This window comes from Klebsiella sp. GFKo11, assembly GCF_056490265.1.
Genome location: NZ_CM151369.1, coordinates 6,244,438 through 6,259,912, shown reverse-complemented (window position 1 = coordinate 6,259,912; position 15,475 = coordinate 6,244,438). Strand labels below are relative to the sequence as shown.

Annotated in this window: 13 protein-coding genes; 5 read left to right on the top strand and 8 right to left on the bottom strand. The window is 57.3% G+C overall.

Features of this window, described 5'->3' with window-relative positions; translation table 11 throughout:
- Window positions 1–145: 145 nt before the first annotated feature.
- The 7 genes from AC07P6_RS29950 to rhaB all read right to left on the bottom strand — a co-directional run bounded on the left by AC07P6_RS29950 (window position 146) and on the right by rhaB (window position 8,656).
- Window positions 146–1,150, bottom strand: a complete 1,005-nt coding sequence (locus tag AC07P6_RS29950) for an ABC transporter permease (protein ID WP_478315324.1) — start codon at window positions 1,148–1,150, stop codon at window positions 146–148.
- Window positions 1,147–2,151 carry an ABC transporter permease gene (locus AC07P6_RS29945; protein ID WP_478315323.1) on the bottom strand — a complete coding sequence of 335 codons (1,005 nt, stop codon included), beginning with the start codon at window positions 2,149–2,151 and terminating at the stop codon, window positions 1,147–1,149. Before AC07P6_RS29945 ends, AC07P6_RS29950 begins: the two co-directional genes overlap by 4 nt.
- Window positions 2,151–3,662 carry a sugar ABC transporter ATP-binding protein gene (locus AC07P6_RS29940; protein WP_478315322.1) on the bottom strand — a complete coding sequence of 504 codons (1,512 nt, stop codon included), beginning with the start codon at window positions 3,660–3,662 and terminating at the stop codon, window positions 2,151–2,153. The genes AC07P6_RS29945 and AC07P6_RS29940 overlap by 1 nt, the downstream gene beginning before the upstream one ends.
- Window positions 3,663–3,807: 145 nt before the next feature.
- Window positions 3,808–4,794: a rhamnose ABC transporter substrate-binding protein gene (gene rhaS, locus AC07P6_RS29935; RefSeq protein ID WP_110276125.1), complete on the bottom strand. Its 987-nt coding sequence runs from the start codon at window positions 4,792–4,794 to the stop codon at window positions 3,808–3,810.
- 81 nt (window positions 4,795–4,875) lie between these two features.
- The gene (rhaD, locus tag AC07P6_RS29930; protein ID WP_181484227.1) at window positions 4,876–5,706 is read right to left on the bottom strand and encodes a rhamnulose-1-phosphate aldolase; all 831 of its coding nucleotides are present in this window, start codon (window positions 5,704–5,706) and stop codon (window positions 4,876–4,878) included.
- A 227-nt stretch (window positions 5,707–5,933) separates the two neighbouring features.
- Entirely contained in the window at window positions 5,934–7,193 is a 1,260-nt protein-coding gene (rhaA, locus tag AC07P6_RS29925; RefSeq protein ID WP_478315320.1) for an L-rhamnose isomerase, read from the bottom strand.
- On the bottom strand, window positions 7,190–8,656 hold the full coding sequence (rhaB, locus tag AC07P6_RS29920) for a rhamnulokinase (protein WP_478315319.1): 1,467 nt from the start codon (window positions 8,654–8,656) through the stop codon (window positions 7,190–7,192). Before rhaB ends, rhaA begins: the two co-directional genes overlap by 4 nt.
- A 311-nt stretch (window positions 8,657–8,967) precedes the next feature.
- Here rhaB and rhaS (AC07P6_RS29915) point away from each other — a divergent pair, with 311 nt between their 5' ends.
- Together rhaS (AC07P6_RS29915) and rhaR are read left to right on the top strand one after the other, a co-directional pair.
- The gene (gene rhaS, locus AC07P6_RS29915) at window positions 8,968–9,804 is read left to right on the top strand and encodes an HTH-type transcriptional activator RhaS (protein ID WP_478315318.1); all 837 of its coding nucleotides are present in this window, start codon (window positions 8,968–8,970) and stop codon (window positions 9,802–9,804) included.
- Window positions 9,805–9,877: 73 nt separating this feature from the next.
- On the top strand, window positions 9,878–10,726 hold the full coding sequence (gene rhaR, locus AC07P6_RS29910) for an HTH-type transcriptional activator RhaR (RefSeq protein ID WP_110276130.1): 849 nt from the start codon (window positions 9,878–9,880) through the stop codon (window positions 10,724–10,726).
- Window positions 10,727–11,144: 418 nt separating this feature from the next.
- On the opposite strand, the gene AC07P6_RS29905 is transcribed toward rhaR, so the two are convergent.
- Window positions 11,145–11,279, bottom strand: coding sequence for a hypothetical protein (locus tag AC07P6_RS29905; RefSeq protein WP_478315317.1), 135 nt, complete (start codon window positions 11,277–11,279; stop codon window positions 11,145–11,147).
- A gap of 64 nt (window positions 11,280–11,343) precedes the next feature.
- Here AC07P6_RS29905 and AC07P6_RS29900 point away from each other — a divergent pair, with 64 nt between their 5' ends.
- The 3 genes from AC07P6_RS29900 (at window position 11,344) to AC07P6_RS29890 (ending at window position 15,471) form a co-directional block, all read left to right on the top strand.
- On the top strand, window positions 11,344–11,658 hold the full coding sequence (locus AC07P6_RS29900) for a PTS fructose transporter subunit IIB (RefSeq protein WP_110276132.1): 315 nt from the start codon (window positions 11,344–11,346) through the stop codon (window positions 11,656–11,658).
- On the top strand, window positions 11,651–12,778 hold the full coding sequence (locus AC07P6_RS29895; RefSeq protein WP_110276133.1) for a PTS fructose transporter subunit IIC: 1,128 nt from the start codon (window positions 11,651–11,653) through the stop codon (window positions 12,776–12,778). The genes AC07P6_RS29900 and AC07P6_RS29895 overlap by 8 nt, the downstream gene beginning before the upstream one ends.
- Window positions 12,779–12,873: 95 nt before the next feature.
- Window positions 12,874–15,471: a glycoside hydrolase family 38 N-terminal domain-containing protein gene (locus tag AC07P6_RS29890; protein ID WP_478315316.1), complete on the top strand. Its 2,598-nt coding sequence runs from the start codon at window positions 12,874–12,876 to the stop codon at window positions 15,469–15,471.
- Window positions 15,472–15,475 lie beyond the last annotated feature (4 nt).

Here is a 15,475-nt window from a genome sequence, read left to right as displayed (position 1 = left end):
CCCTCACCCCGGCCCTCTCCCAAAGGGAGAGGGGGAAAGGCGGGTCCGTAGCCTCCGGGGTATTCCCTGGGTTGCGTTCAGGCTGCCAAAGCGCACTGCACCGTCCCCTCTCCCCTGTGGGGAGAGGGTTAGGGTGAGGGGGAAATTAAATTCGTCTTCGCTGCATCATCCGTCGCGTAATAATCGGCAGCGAGATAACCACAATCAGCATCGCGCCGATGATGATCGACATCACGATGCCCGGCACGTTGAGCAGGCTCAGCCCGAAGGTCACCAGCCCCATCAGGAAGGCGGCGATAATCACCCCCACCATGCTGCCGGAGCCGCCGAGAATATTGACGCCGCCGAGCACCGCCATGGTGACCACCGCCAGCTCCCAGCCCATCGCCAGCGTCGGGCGGGTGCTGCCGAGCCTTGAGGTCAGCAGGACCGCCGCCAGCCCGGCCATTAGCCCGACCAGCGCGAACAGCACCAGGTTGTGGCGTTTAACGTTGATCCCGGAGAACCAGGCCCCAGTCGGATTATTACCGATGGCGTAGGTTCGGCGGCCAAAGTTGGTTTTATGCAGCAGGAAGGTAAAGGCGGCGGCGAGGAGGATAAACAGCGCGAACTCGAAAGAGAGCGCCCCCCACACGTAACCCTGACCGAACCAGGCGAAGCTGTCCGGGTAGTGATTGAGCGCTTTGTCGCCCAGCAGGATGTAGGTCATCCCGCGATACAAGCTCATGGTGCCGATGGTGATCACAATCGATGACAGGTTAAAGCGCGTCACCAGAATGCCGTTGAACAGACCGCACAGCAGCCCGACGCCCAATCCGACCACCACCAGCAGCGGCGTGTCCATGCCCGCCGCCGCGCAGAAGCCCATCACCGTTGAACTCAGCGCCATCGTTGACGCCACCGAAAGGTCAATTTCGCGGGCGATAATCAGCATTGCCATTGGCAGCACGATGATCGCTTTTTCGGTGAAGTTAAACGTGGCGTCCGACAGGTTCCAGATATTAAGGAAATAGGGCGACGCCAGGTCGTTAACCACGAATACCGCCAGAGTGACCGCCAGCAGAAATCCCTCCCAGCACAGCAGGCGGCGCAGCGGTGACGGCGCGACCGGCGGACTTTTCATCTCTTCAGACATCATCATTTTACTCATGATTTCACCGCCTGTTTCTGTCGGGCTAGCGCCGCGTTGCGTAGGATTAACCGCCCGTGACCTTTATTGCCGCGCTCGTTAAGCAGCACCGCAATCACGATAACCGCGCCGGAAATCGCCATTTGCCAGAACGGCGAAATGCCGATCACCGGCAGCGCGTTATTGATAACCCCGAGGAACAAGGCACCGCACAGGCAGCCGAGCACCCGACCGGTTCCGCCCATGGTGCTGATACCGCCGATCACGCAGGCGGCGACCACCTGCAATTCGAAACCGTTGGCGACATCGACGTAGGCGACGGCAAAGCGTGAGATCCACAGGTAGCCGCAGAACCCGGCCAGCGCGCCGGAAAGACAGAAGCTGATGAACTGCATTTTCCCGGCATTAATCCCGGTGTAGTACGCCGCCGTGGCGTTGCCGCCTGCGGTGTACAGCGCTCGTCCGGTGCGGCTGAAGCGTAAGAAATAGCCGACAAGCAAGAGTGCGGCGATGGCGCACCAGCTCAGCAGCGGCAGGCCCAACAGCGAGGCGCGCGGCAGGCCGAGAAAGTCAGCGCTCATCTGGTGCGAGTTAACCCAACCGCCGTCGGAGAGCAGGAAAATAATCCCCCGGTAAATGCTCATGGTGCCGAGCGTCACCACGATGGCCGGGATGCCGAGCCGCCAGACCAGCAGGCCGTTAATCACCCCCATCAGCAACCCAAGCAGGGTTGCCAGCGCCAACAGCGCCACCACGGGAATCTCCGGATAGTGGGCGTTGAGCAGGGCGACGATCATCCCGGTGAGCGCCAGGTTGGCGGCCATCGACAGATCGATGCCCTTGGTGAGCAGCACCATCATCTGACCGAGGGCGAGAATGATCAGAATGGCGGTGTCGTTAAACATCTCCACCAGATTGCCTGGGGCGATAAACGACGGCACCCGACTGCCTATCGCGCCGATCATCAAAATGATGACCGCCGCCAGCAGCGCTTCGCGGTGTTTAAGCAGTTGTTTGCCCATTACGCGGCCTCCTGACTGACGCCGCTGGCGGCGCTGACTATGGTTTCCGCCGTGGCCTCACCGGCCTGATACTCGGCGACCATCAGCCCTTCGTGCATCACGATAATCCGGTCAGCCATACCCATCACTTCCGGCAGCTCCGAAGAGACCATGATCACTGCCAGCCCCTGGCTGACCAGCTCAGACATAAACTGGTGCACCGCCGCTTTGGAGCCGATATCGATGCCTTTGGTCGGCTCGTCGAGGATAATCACCTCCGGATGGGTCGCCAGCCATTTGCCGATCACCACTTTTTGCTGATTGCCGCCGGAGAGGGTCTCTACCGGCTGTCGCCAGCTAAAGGCTTTGACCTGCAGGCGCGAGGCGTACTCATCCGCCAGCCGCCATTCGCGGGCGTCGTTCAGCACGCCGTTAGTGTTGAGTTTGCTGAGCTGCGGCAGGCTGATGTTCTGGGCGATTGGCAAGGCGATGATCGCCCCCTGTTTCTGCCGCTCTTCCGGGACGCAGACGATACCGGCGTTGATGGCGTCGGCAGGCTGGCGAAAACGCATCGTTTTGCCCTTCAGCACGATCTCGCCGGAAGAGGGGTGCGATACACCGGAAAGTGCCTGCATCAGCTCGGTACGTCCGGCACCGACCAGGCCGTAAAAGCCGAGAATTTCCCCTTTGCGCAGGCTGAAGTTGATATGGGCGAATTCGGTAAGGTGGCAGAGGTCTTTCACCTCCAGCACCGTTTCCCCTGGGGTACAGTCGACTTTCGGGTAGGTTTGCGTAATGGCGCGACCGACCATCATCGCCACCATCCGTTCTTCGGTGATGTCGTTAATCGCCCCGGAGCTGACGTACACGCCATCGCGCAGAATGGTGTAGTAGTCCGCCAGCTCGAAAATCTCATCGAACTTATGCGAGATAAACAGAATCGCTTTTCCGTCCTGTTTCAGGCGCTCAACGATTTGATAAAACTCCAGAATTTCATGCTGGGAGAGTGCCGCTGTCGGTTCATCGAGGATCACCACCTGAGCCTCAAAGGAGAGCGCCCGGGCAATGGCCACCATATGGCGCTGGGCGATGCTGAGGGTTTTCAGCGTCGCGCGCGGGTCAATCTGCACCTCAAGGCGGTTGAGGATCTCGCTGGCTTTGCGGTGCATCGTGGGCCAATCGAGTTTTTTCAGCAGGCCGGTATGCAGATACTGACCGACGAAAATATTTTCAGTGACCGACAGCTCATCAAATAGCACGGTTTCCTGATGGATGGCGGTGATCCCCACCTTGTGCGCCGACTCCGGGTTCGGCAGCTGGATAGGGATCGCTTTATAGAGAATCTCGCCCTCTTCGGGCTGATAAATACCGGTCATCACTTTGACCAGCGTGGATTTTCCTGCGCCGTTTTCGCCGATTAAGGCAGTCACTTTGCCGGGCCAGAGATCGAGCTGCACGTTCTCAAGGGCACGCACACCGGGAAAAATCTTGGTGATGCCCTTCAGCGACAGCAGTGGGGTGGATGCTGACATGATAGTTCTCCGTAAAATCGCCCCTCACCCTAACCCTCTCCCCAAAGGGGAGAGGGGACTGTTCGGCGCTCCCTGACAGCATTGCGCAGAGGGCCGGACTTTCCCCCTCTCCCTTTGGGAGAGGGCCGGGGTGAGGGAACAGGGATTAGAAAATCTTCGAGAACTTATCGATGTTGCTGGCATCGTAGACGAACGGCTCGGCCATCGCGCCGTTACCGTCGGCATCCAGCTTCACTTTGCCCAGCTTGCCCATATTGGCTTCGGTTTTGGTCGCCGTGCCTTTGACTAAATCGTCGGCCAGGTAAGTGGCGGCGTAACCGAGGTCAATCGGGTTCCAGATGGCAAAGCTTTTGCTGGCGCCGGACTTAATCGCTCCGGCCATTTCCGACGGCAGCCCCAGCCCGGTCACGTACACCTTGCCGATTTTGCCCTGATCCTTCACCGCCTGCGCGGCGGCAACAATGCCCACCGATGACGGGGAAACAATCACTTTCAGGTCAGGGTATGATTTCAGCAGGCCCACCGCTTCGCGGTAGCTTTTATCGGACAGATCGTCACCGTAGGCGACGGTGACCAGATTGACGGACGGGTACTGCGGCAGCACCTTTTTCATCTCCTCAATCCAGATGTTCTGGTTAGTGGAAGTTGGCGTGGCGCTTAAAATCGCCACATCGCCTTTTTCCACATTGAGCGCTTTCAGCGCATCGGCGGCGAGCTTGACGTTGGTTTCGCCAATCAGCGCGTTGTTGGATGGATTCAGATGGATCTGGCGGCCCGCAGGCGCGACGCCGGAGTCCCAGGAGACCACCTTAATGCCGCGCTGCATTGCTTTTTTCAGCACCGGCACCACGGCGTCGGGATCGTTAGCGGAAATCGCGATCGCATCCACCCCCTGGGCGATCAATCCATTCAGCACTTCGATCTGCGCTTCGGCTGTGGTGGTGGTCGGGCCGGTATAGATAACTTTTACATCGCCTAACTCTTTGGCCGCCTCCTGCGCGCCAACGTTCGCTGCTTCGAAGAATCCATTTCCCAATGATTTTGCCACGAGGGCAATTTTAACTTCAGCTAAAGCGGAACCGGACAACGCCATGGCGGCAACGGTGAGGATCAAGCTTGTCTTTATTTTCATTGCTTTTACTCCACATGAGTCAGTTTTGTAGGGTTTGCAGGTGATTTTTCGCCCCGTCTCAGTGAGCGGGGCGCGATGTTGTTATTGATAAAGGTCTAACGCGGACTGCATGGGTTGAACATTGAAGCGTTTGCCAAGGGCGACCAGCTCTTCACGGGTGATGGTTTGTTTCATGCCACCCATTGAATAGACTTTCACCAGTACCTCAGCGGATTTCTCGGCGGTATCGATCAGGCCGAAAGTTTCGTCCAGATTTGGGCCGCTGCCGAAGACGCCGTGGAACGGCCACAGCACCAGCGAGTGTTTCTGCATGGCCTCAGCGGTAGCCTGGCCGATTTCGTCGGTACCCGGCACCATCCACGGCAAAATGCCGACGCCGTCCGGGAATACCACCAGGCATTCGGTGCTGCCTTCCCACAGTTTGCGGGTGAACAACTCGCTATTGTTCTCCAGCACGTAGGTCAGGGCGATCAGGTTGGTGGCGTGGCAGTGCATGATCACACGGTCTTTGCCGTTGGTCAGCTTGATGCGCTCGCTGTGCGACAGGAAGTGCGCTGGCAGTTCGGAAGTCGGTACCGCGTCGTGAGTCAGGCCCCACAGAATATGGTATCCCGCGCCGTCGCTGTCGACTTTTACTACGCCGAGGTTAGCGGCCGGGTCGAGCTGGACATTGCGGAAGAATTTGCCGGAACCGGTCACGATAAACGGCTGGTTGGCCAGCGTCGGCATCGGCTGGCTCAGGGCGATATAGCGCGGTTTCGCGTGGAAATCCGCTGCATAAGGTTCGATATCAGCCTCATCGAGGCGCAGCGTCAGGTTGCCGCCGTTGCGCTCGTCCCAGCCTTTCAGCCAGGCGTCGGAAGTGGCTTTAATCATGCCCTGGACGAACCAGGAGTCGATAATGGTCTGCATAGTCTTGTGTTTCCTGTTAATTCGGTGCGGGGTTGTCCCCTCACCCTAACCCTCTCCCCAAAGGGGCGAGGGAACTGTTCGGTGCGCTCTGGCAGCATCGCGCAGAAGGCCTGGTTTTCTCCCCCTCCCCAAAGGGGCGAGGGAACTGTCCGGTACGCTCTGGCAACATCGCGCAGAGGGCCAGATTTTCGCCCTCTCCCTTCCAGGGAGAGGGCCGGGGTGAGGGTTTACCCGCGCTGGCTCAGAACTGCATTCTCATAAGCCCGCACGCTATCCAGCCACTGGCTCCCCGCCGGAGTATCGTTACGCTGGCAATACATCTCCCAGATGGCCTGCCACGGCAGACACTTCTGTTCTTCCAACAGCGCCAGGCGGGCGGTGTAATCGCCGTCAATTTCCAGCTGACGCAATTGTTCGGTCGGCTCCAGCAGGGCGCGCAGCAGCGCTTTCTTCATATTGCGGGTACCAATGACCCATGCCGCGATGCGGTTGATCGAGGCATCGAAGAAATCGAGGCCGATATGCACGCGGTCGAACAGATCGTGACGGATAATTTCGCTGGCAATGGCCTGAGTTTCGTCATCCAGCAGCACCACGTGGTCGCTGTCCCAGCGTACCGGGCGGCTTACGTGCAGCAGCAAGCGTGGGATATAGAGCATCGCGGCGGAGATTTTGTCGGAGATCACTTCCGTCGGGTGGAAGTGGCCGGCATCCAGGCACAGGGCGGTCTGGCGGCTGGTGGCGTAACCCATATAGAACTCATTGGAGCCGACGGTGTAGCTCTCTGCGCCGATCCCGAACAGCTTGCTCTCCACGGCGTCGATGTGATGCGCCGGGTTGAATTTTTCGCTGATCACTTCATCAAGCGCATTCAGCAGACGCTGTCGCGGAGCGAAACGGTCAACGGTGATATCTTTCATGCCGTCAGGGATCCAGATATTCATCACCGACGGCGTGCCCAGCTGCTCGCCGAACCAGGCGGAAACGCGGCGGCTGGCCTTGCAGTGGTCGATCCAGAACTGGCGGATCTCATCGTTAGCGTGCGATAGCGTAAAGCCGTCGGCGCTTAGCGGATGCGAGAAGCAGGAGGGGTTAAAATCCAGCCCCAGCTTGTTGGCTTTCGCCCACTCAACCCAGTTTTTAAAGTGTTCCGGCTTGATTTCATTACGCGGTACCGGCGTTTCGGATTCCAGATAGAGCGCGTGCAGGTTCAGGCGTTTTGGCCCAGGGATCAGGCTCAGCGCCTGCTCAAGGTCAGCGCGCAGCTCGGTGGCGTTACGCGCTTTGCCCGGATAGTTACCGGTGGCCTGAATACCGCCGGTCAGGTTCCCTTCCGGGTTTTCAAAACCGACGACGTCATCGCCCTGCCAGCAGTGCATGGAAACAGGCAGGCGGTCCAGCTGGCGCAAGGCCTCCTCGACGTCCACGCCGATGCTGGCGTAGCGCTGTTTGGCAATTTCCCAGGCTTGTTCAAGTTGAGTGGTCATGCGCAAAGCTCCTTGGTCTGTTGTGGCTGAAACTGCGCGACGAAGCGGGCAATTTCACTTTCAGGATTAGGGGTAAAGGTGGTGAGGGCGTAGTTTTGCCGCACCACTTGACGGAATTCATCGACGTTATGCATTTCGTCGAGGGTCATTAACTGGATGCCGATATTGCCCAGCGTAGAGGCCTCAATGGGGCCCGCGACCACGGTGATGCCGCAGGCGTCGGCGCACAGCTGGTTAAGCAGTTCGTTCTGGCAGCCGCCGCCGACGACATGCAACTGACTGAACGGCTGGTCGCGAAGCGCCGACAGTTCGTTGAGCACCCGGGCGTAGAGCAGCGCTAAGCTGTCGAAAATGCAGCGCGCCAGTTCGGCGTCGCTGGCAGGAACCGGCTGCCCGGATTCGCGGCAGGCGGCCTGAATTTCAGCGCTCATGTTGTCCGGGTTGATAAAGCGGTCGTCGTTGCAATCAATAACGAAACGGCAGGCTGGAAGCGCTGCCGTGCGGGCGATCAGCGCCGACAGATCTCCGACGTTTTGCTCTTTCAGCACCCGCTGGAGCAGCCACAGGCCCATGATATTTTTCAGTACCCGATAGCGGCCTTCAGCCCCGCCTTCGTTGGTGATATTGGCCTTCAACGCTTCGTCGCTGGTGCAGGGGGTTTTGCTTTCAAAGCCCATTAGCGACCAGGTGCCGGAAGAGAGGTAGGCGGCATTTTTGCTGGCCAGCGGCGAGGCGATAACCGCGCTGGCGGTATCGTGGCTGGCGACGGCAACGACCGGAATATGATTTCCCTGCGGGCAAATCCAGTGGCCGATAACGTTGCCCGGATGCGTTGGCGTACCGAACCACTCGCGCGGCGCGCCGGTCCAGTTCAGCAGCTCTTCATCCCAGTTATCGCTATTAATATTGACCAGCTGTGTGGTGGTGGCGTTGGTGTATTCCCAGTTCATTTGGCCGGTCAGGCGAAAGCTAAGGTAGTCCGGGATCAGCAGCGCGTGCGCGGCCTGGCTGACCAGTTCCGGCTGCTGTTCAACCAGCGCGCGCAGCTGATAAAGGGTGTTAAACGGCAGAAACTGAATGCCGCTGCGGCGATAGATTTCCGCCCGACCCATTTGCTCTTCAGCATGGCGCATCAAGCCCTGGGTGCGAGCGTCGCGATAAGAGACCGGCGGACCAACGCGCTGACCCTGTTTATCCAGCAGGACATAATCCACGCCCCAGGTATCAATACCGATGCTATCGATCAGGATGCCCTGTTCGCATACTTTCACCAGCCCGCAGCGAATTTCAGCTTCCAGGCTATCGATATCCCAGCAGTCGAAGCCATCCACCTTTTTTAAGCTATTGGTAAAGCGGTGAATTTCGCGCAGCGCCAGCGTTTGCTGCCCGGGTTCATAACTGGCGAGCATCACCCGCCCGCTGGAGGCGCCTAAATCAACCGCGACACAATGACGAAAACTCATGGGAAGATCCTTGTGAAAATCATTGCAAGCAGTCTAAAAAAGTCGCGCCTGACTCACCTTCTTGTTACTGACAGGGAAAATTCGCCGCTGGCAAGAAAGCAAAGGTGACCGTGAGGAAGGTCACAGTTTCGTTTGATCAGTGGCTCACTGAGGGATGTGATGTTGTCCGCAGTTCCCGATCTTTCCCGCCATTTCTTGAAAAAGCGGCAGGCTTTACGAACTTTGTAGTCAAAAATTGAAGGCCGGATTGCCGACCCTTAATTACTATTTGCACCACTGATTGATAATTTTTCTCATTTCGAGGAGCGGCTATGACCATGTTGCACAGTGTGGATTTCTTTAAGTCCGGCGTTTCTGCTTTTGCCATTGAACCGCGGCTCCCACAATCGGCCTTTCCTGAGCATCATCATGATTTTCATGAAATTGTTATCGTCGAACACGGTACGGGAATTCATGTTTTCAACGGTCAGCCCTATACCATCAGCGGCGGGTCGGTCTGTTTTATTCGCGATCACGATCGCCATCTCTACGAGCACACGGATAATTTATGTCTGACCAATGTGCTTTATCGCGCGCCGGACGCGTTTCGCTTTTTGTCCGGCCTGAATGAACTGCTGCCGCAGGAGCAGGAGGGGAATTACCTCTCACACTGGCGGGTTAACCAAAGCGCGTTGCAGCAGGTTCGCCAGATTGTCGGCCAGATGGAAAATGTTGGTGCGGATTCGGACATGCATTCCATCGCCAGCCGCGAGATTTTCTTTATGCAGTTGCTGGTGCTACTGCGTAAAAGCAGCCTTGCTGAAGGAAGCGCCGATAACGATGCGCGATTGAATCACCTGATGGCCTGGCTGGAAGATCATTTTGCCGAAGATGTCTGCTGGGAAGAGGTGGCGGCGCAGTTTTCGCTATCGCTGCGCACTCTGCATCGCCAGTTAAAACAGCAAACTGGCCTGACGCCGCAGCGCTATCTGAACCGGGTGCGGCTGATAAAGGCACGCCATCTGCTGCGCCATAGTGATGACAGCGTGACCGATATCGCGTATCGCTGTGGTTTTGGCGATAGTAACCACTTTTCGACGCTTTTTCGCAGGGAGTTTGACTGGTCTCCGCGCGATATTCGCCAGGGGCGCGACGCGATTCTTCAGTAACGCGAGAGCAGTCAACGTATTAACAGGTATAAACGCGAATAATGATGCGTTTGTTCGTGTCTGGAGTTGATGAGTGGCAGGTCAGCTGATTCTTCGCAAAAATGAATTTTTTGCTTCCCCCGCCCAGGCGGTGGCGGTGGCGGATCGCTATCCGCAAAATGTCTTTGCCGAACACACTCATGAATTTTGTGAACTGGTGCTGGTGTGGCGGGGAAACGGTCTGCACGTCCTCAACGATCGCCCGTGGCGCATAACCCGCGGCGATTTGTTCTATATCCGCGCCGAAGATAAACACTCCTACGCCTCGGTGAACGATCTCGTCCTGCAAAACGTGATTTATTGCCCGGACCGGTTACGGCTTAATTTTGACTGGGCGGCGCATATTCCCGGCCTGTTCGGTACGCCGTGGGTCCCGCACTGGCGGATTGGCAGCAGCGGTATGGCTCAGGTCCGTCAGGTGATAACCCAGCTGGAACACGAGAGTAGCCGTAGCGATGCGCAGGCCAATGACATGGCCGAGCTGCTGTTTGCTCAACTGGTGCTTATCCTCCAGCGCTATCGCTATGCCACCGATAATCTGGCGGCAACCCAGAGCGAGGCGCTGCTCGATAAGCTGCTTACCGAACTGGCGGGTAGCCTGAACCGGCCTTTCTTTCTGGATAAATTTTGTGAGCGGGAAGGATGCAGCGAACGCGCGCTACGCCAGCAGTTTCGCCAGCAGACGGGAATGACCATCAACCACTATCTGCGCCAGCTGCGGATTTGCCACGCTCAGTATCTGTTACAGCATACGGAACGCCTGATTGGCGAAGTGGCGATGCAGTGCGGGTTTGAGGACAGTAACTACTTTTCGGTGGTGTTTAACCGTGAGATTGGCATGACGCCGGGGCAGTGGCGGCAGCGCAGTCGTATAGCGGTATGATTGGTTAGTTTTTCTAATGTAATATCTGAAATTTTTATTCTGTATTTAATGAAAAATAGAACAAATATTTAATGCTCTGTGCAATAAATCACAGTTATTGCCCTTTTTTTACCTTACACTTGCCGTACTATTTTATGGAGGCCTTATGTTAACCTCAGTTATATCGCGAGTATTAAAAAGCATAACTTTAATTTTGCTATCAATCGATAGCAAAATTAAAGTTATGCTTGCTGATTCATGCTGGTTTAATTCCGTCAACGACCTGGCTGAAAGTGATATTGCTCCCGTGCTTTGTGCCGAAAGCCAAATAACCCAAAATTGGTCCCAGCTTTGGGATTGCGCGGGTCAGGCGCTGTGTTCCGGCTTTAGCCAGTCGGGCCAGAAAGAGGGCCATTCCCGCCGCTTGCTGCCGCAGGGTTTACTGTGCTCGCGTAAGCGTGATGAGCTGGCGTTCAGCTTCCGTATTTCCAGCCTGCATCAGCTTGTGGTGTGCCGCCACGCCAGCGGTGCCGATAGCGACAGCGTCGCGAATAACCTGATTTATCTTCCTCAAAGCACAATGCGCGTTTTCGCCATTGTGCTTTTTTTATTGCCTGAATCGACCAGAAGGATGCGTTATGTACATTGTTTGTGTAGCCGCTTGCCCAACGGGCGTAGCCCATACCTATATGGCTGCGGAAGCGCTTGAAATGACGGGTAAAAACCGCGGTCATGAAGTGAAGGTAGAGACTCAGGGGAGTCTCGGTGCGGAGAATGTCATTACCGATGACGACTTGGAGCGGGCGGACGCCGTGATTATTGCCGCCGATGTTGCTATCGATGGTAAAGAGCGTTTTGACGGCATGATTAAGCTGGAGTGCGCGGTTTCCGATCCGATTAAATTTGGCGATGCCGTGTTTGAAGCGGTGGAGCAGGAGGTAGCGAATGGCTAAATTTCAGGGGGGAGGAAAGGCTTCGGCAGGTGCGGAAGTGAAAAATGCGATTATGACCGGCGTTTCCTGGATGCTGCCGTTTGTCATTGCCGGAGCGGTGTTAATGGGGATCGCCCGCATTGGCGCTTCTGCCTGGGGTATCGATAATATCTGGGACGCCAGCCATGAGCAGGCCGCCAGCATTGTGGTGCAGGCCTTGCATAAGTTCGATGGTTTTGGTGGTCTGGCGCTGTCCCTGATGCTGCCGGTGGTGGCGGGATACATCAGCTTTGCGCTGGCAAACAAGCCGGGGCTGGCACCGGGTATGGTCGGTGGACTGCTGGCCAGCAATCTGGGAACCGGCTTCCTGGGGGCGCTGGCGGCGGGATTTGTCGCGGGCTATATCGTGCGGGCGCTAAATCGCTACGTAAAACTACCCAAGGCGCTGGCGTCGGCCGGGCCGATTTTTATTCTGCCGGTGGGCGGGACGCTGCTGACCTGCATCATTATGGCCTTCGTGATCGGTGCGCCGCTGGCGGCATTGAATCACGGCATGGAAAGCTGGCTGCTGTCGATGTCGGGGACGAATAAGGTTCTGCTGGCGGCGGTGATTGGCGGGATGGTGGGGTTCGACCTCGGCGGGCCGGTCAACAAGGCGGCGGTCACGACGGCGATGGCGCTGCTGGCTTCCGGTATATACGATCCCAATACCGCTGCGCAGGTCGCGATAATTGTGCCGCCGATTGGTCTGGGGGTGGCGACGCTGATCTGGTCATCGCGTTTTCCTGAATCGCTGCGTGAAGCGGGGAAAGCCTCGACGCTCATGGGACTGATTGGCGTGTCAGAGGGGGCAATACCTTTTGCGCTGGCTAACCCGCGCATCATTATCGTTAACGTTATTGGCTCCGCCGTTGGGGCGGCGATGGCGGTAGGGTTGGGTTCGGTAAACCACGCGCCGATCTCTGGATTCTACGGCTGGCTGGCCGTCGAGAGCTGGCCCGTTTACGTCCTGTCTATCGCCTGCGGCTCAGCGATTATCGCGGTCGGATCGTTGCTTATTTTTCGCGGCGTTGCAGAGAATGCAGAGAAAGACAGCGTGAAAAAAAACTCACCGGCGCCGAAATTTAAAGCCAGCCGATAGATGCGCGCTGTGCGCATCTGAATTTACATTTTCTCTATTCAGTGTGGATAAATATTTGCACGGGATACGCATGTCTGAACACAGGAATATAAATAATGAAAACCGTTCATTTAATTCAGCATACGCACTGGGATCGCGAATGGTATTTTACGGAGAATGATTCTCAGGTTCTGCTCTATTATTTTATGGCCGATCTGCTGGCTCGTCTGGAAGCGGATGAAACATTAGGTCCATTTATGCTTGATGGGCAAACGGTGGTCCTCGAAGATTACTTTCAGTTGGCGCCGGAAAATCGCGAGCGGGTGCAGGCGCTGGTGGCGGCAGGGCGGTTGCTCATTGGCCCGTGGTATACCCAGACGGATTTTCTGGTGGTCGGAGCGGAGTCCATCACCCGCAACCTGCTGCTGGGAGCGCTGGACTGCGAAAAAATGGGGCCGCGTATGGCCGTGGGCTATGTCCCGGACTCCTTCGGCCAGAGCGCGCAGTTGCCGATGTTTCTCAATCAGTTCGCCATCGAGCATGCCGTGATCTGGCGAGGCTGGAGTGAATACGATAGCGCAAACAGCGAGTTTTGCTGGCGTAGCCAGGACGGCAGCAGCGTCACAACGGCGGTATTACCTCAGGGATATGGCTGTGCGAAATGGCTGCCAACTGAGCCGGAGCAGGCCTGGCCGCGGTTGTCCGCGATCCTGGAAAAGCAGGGCCTCTTTAGCCGGAGCTCGCAACTATTGCTGCCCAACGGCAACGATCAGTCGCCTTTTGAATATGGCGTACCCGCGATGCTGGAGGCGCTGAACGCGCAGCAAACGCATTATCGGTTTATCCGTAGTGATTTTAAGCGCTATTTTGCCGCGCTTGCGCAGTCTGATACGCCGCTGGACACCTTCGAAGGCGAGCTGCTCAGCCCGAAATATATGCGTATCCATCGGGGGATCTTCTCTACGCGGATGGATATCAAGCAGGCGAATGCCCGGCTGGAGGACTTCCTCAGTCGCCAACTTGAGCCGCTGCTCAGCGTCGCCTGGCGTTTGGGGCTACCGTATCCGCAGCAGGCGGTGGAAACCATCTGGCGCGAGATGATGAAATCCCATGCTCACGATAGCATCGGCGGCTGCAACTCTGACCGGGTTAATGCGATGGTAAAAGCCCGTCTGCTGTCCGGCCAGGAGAAAGCAAACCAGCTCTATGAGCTGAATATGCAGATGTTGGCGAAGGGCATTAGCGCTCAGCAGCAGGGCAAGAAAATCCTGATTTTTAACGCATTGCCCTATACACGTGATGGCCTGGTGGCGCTGACGTTGTACCTTCCCGGCGCTGATTTCCGCATCGTGGATGGCGACGGGCAGCCCTGCCGCTGGCAAATCATGCGCGAAACCTCGCAGGATATGTCGGTAATTGTCCAGGAGCTGTCGAACGGTAGCGAAGCGGTTTTTTATCGTAAATGCGAGATCTTACTGGAGGCTTCCGCTCTGCCTGCCTGCGGCTATACGACGTTTTATCTGCAGGAAGGGCTGGCGTGCGGTTTTGCCGCTCCGTCATCGGCAGACAGCGCGCTGGAGAATTCCTGGCTGCGCCTGACGCTTGAGCAGGGGCGCGTTGTTTTGCTGGATAAACGCAGCGGCAAGCGCTGGGCGGACTTAATTCAGCTAGTTGATGGCGGCGACGCGGGCGATACCTATAACTATTCACCGCCGGAAACTGACTGGCGAATAAGTGCTGAAGGGGCGCTGGTGTCCGTCGACTGGCAGCAGGGCGCGCTGGCCGATACGCTGGAGCTGACGTGGTCTATTGCCGCGCCGCTAACGCTGGAGGATCGCCAGCGTCGTCAGCGTAATGCGCGGCTCGACGTGAGCATGTTGATTACGCTGGAGCATCAGCGGCCCGCGCTCGATGTGCAGGTCAACGTCAACAATACCCTGCGCGATCATCGCCTGCAGGTTGAAATTCCCACCGATGTCGCGCAAAGCGTCCATTTCGCCGATCAGCCGTTCGGTCTGATTCGCCGCGATAATCGGCCTTCAACGCTGGATGTCTGGCAGCAGGAAAACTGGAGCGAAGCGCCGACCTCGCTCTGGCCAATGCAAAGTCTGGTCATGATGCACGATGGTCAGCAGGGCATGAGCGTGGTGACGGAGGGACTACGCGAATATGAGATCCCCGAACAGCGCCCTTCTGTACTGGCAATCACCTTGCTGCGCAGCGTGGGATGGCTGGGTAAAGCCGGCATGCCCTGGCGGCCGGGCCGGGCTTCTGGCATGGCTCTCCCCTCGCCGGATTCGCAAATTCCGGGGGAATTTACCGCGCGATTTTCACTGATTCCTCTGCATGATGGCGAAAGCCCGGACTTCTGGCGCGCAGTGGAGGCCTGGCGTACGCCCGCCATCGGCTGGCTGGATTCCGGCTGGGCGCGATTCAAAACCAATCCGGTCGACCTGACCTTCCCGTCGACGTACAGCCTGCTGAGCTGGGATACGCCGCTGCATTTCAGCACCCTGAAAAAGGCACAGTACGAAGAGGCGCTAATTTTGCGCGGCTGGAACCCCGGTTCTCAACCGGTTAGCAGCCCGATGCCTGAAACGGTTGATGAGCTACGTGAGGTCACGCTTGCCGAGCAGCCTGGCGCCCTCCCTCGTACGCTGGCGTCTGCCTGTGCACCTGTAACCTGGCGCATTGCGTCGAATTCCAGAGGATAACGTT

Bases quoted from the DNA above. Each gene is read 5' to 3' on its own strand.
- AC07P6_RS29950 (WP_478315324.1), bottom strand. From the start codon at position 1,150: ATGAGTAAAATGATGATGTCTGAAGAGATGAAAAGTCCGCCGGTCGCG.
- AC07P6_RS29945 (WP_478315323.1), bottom strand. From the start codon at position 2,151: ATGGGCAAACAACTGCTTAAACACCGCGAAGCGCTGCTGGCGGCGGTC.
- AC07P6_RS29940 (WP_478315322.1), bottom strand. From the start codon at position 3,662: ATGTCAGCATCCACCCCACTGCTGTCGCTGAAGGGCATCACCAAGATT.
- rhaS (WP_110276125.1), bottom strand. From the start codon at position 4,794: ATGAAAATAAAGACAAGCTTGATCCTCACCGTTGCCGCCATGGCGTTG.
- rhaD (WP_181484227.1), bottom strand. From the start codon at position 5,706: ATGCAGACCATTATCGACTCCTGGTTCGTCCAGGGCATGATTAAAGCC.
- rhaA (WP_478315320.1), bottom strand. From the start codon at position 7,193: ATGACCACTCAACTTGAACAAGCCTGGGAAATTGCCAAACAGCGCTAC.
- rhaB (WP_478315319.1), bottom strand. From the start codon at position 8,656: ATGAGTTTTCGTCATTGTGTCGCGGTTGATTTAGGCGCCTCCAGCGGG.
- rhaS (WP_478315318.1), top strand. From the start codon at position 8,968: ATGACCATGTTGCACAGTGTGGATTTCTTTAAGTCCGGCGTTTCTGCT.
- AC07P6_RS29900 (WP_110276132.1), top strand. From the start codon at position 11,344: ATGTACATTGTTTGTGTAGCCGCTTGCCCAACGGGCGTAGCCCATACC.
- AC07P6_RS29895 (WP_110276133.1), top strand. From the start codon at position 11,651: ATGGCTAAATTTCAGGGGGGAGGAAAGGCTTCGGCAGGTGCGGAAGTG.
- AC07P6_RS29890 (WP_478315316.1), top strand. From the start codon at position 12,874: ATGAAAACCGTTCATTTAATTCAGCATACGCACTGGGATCGCGAATGG.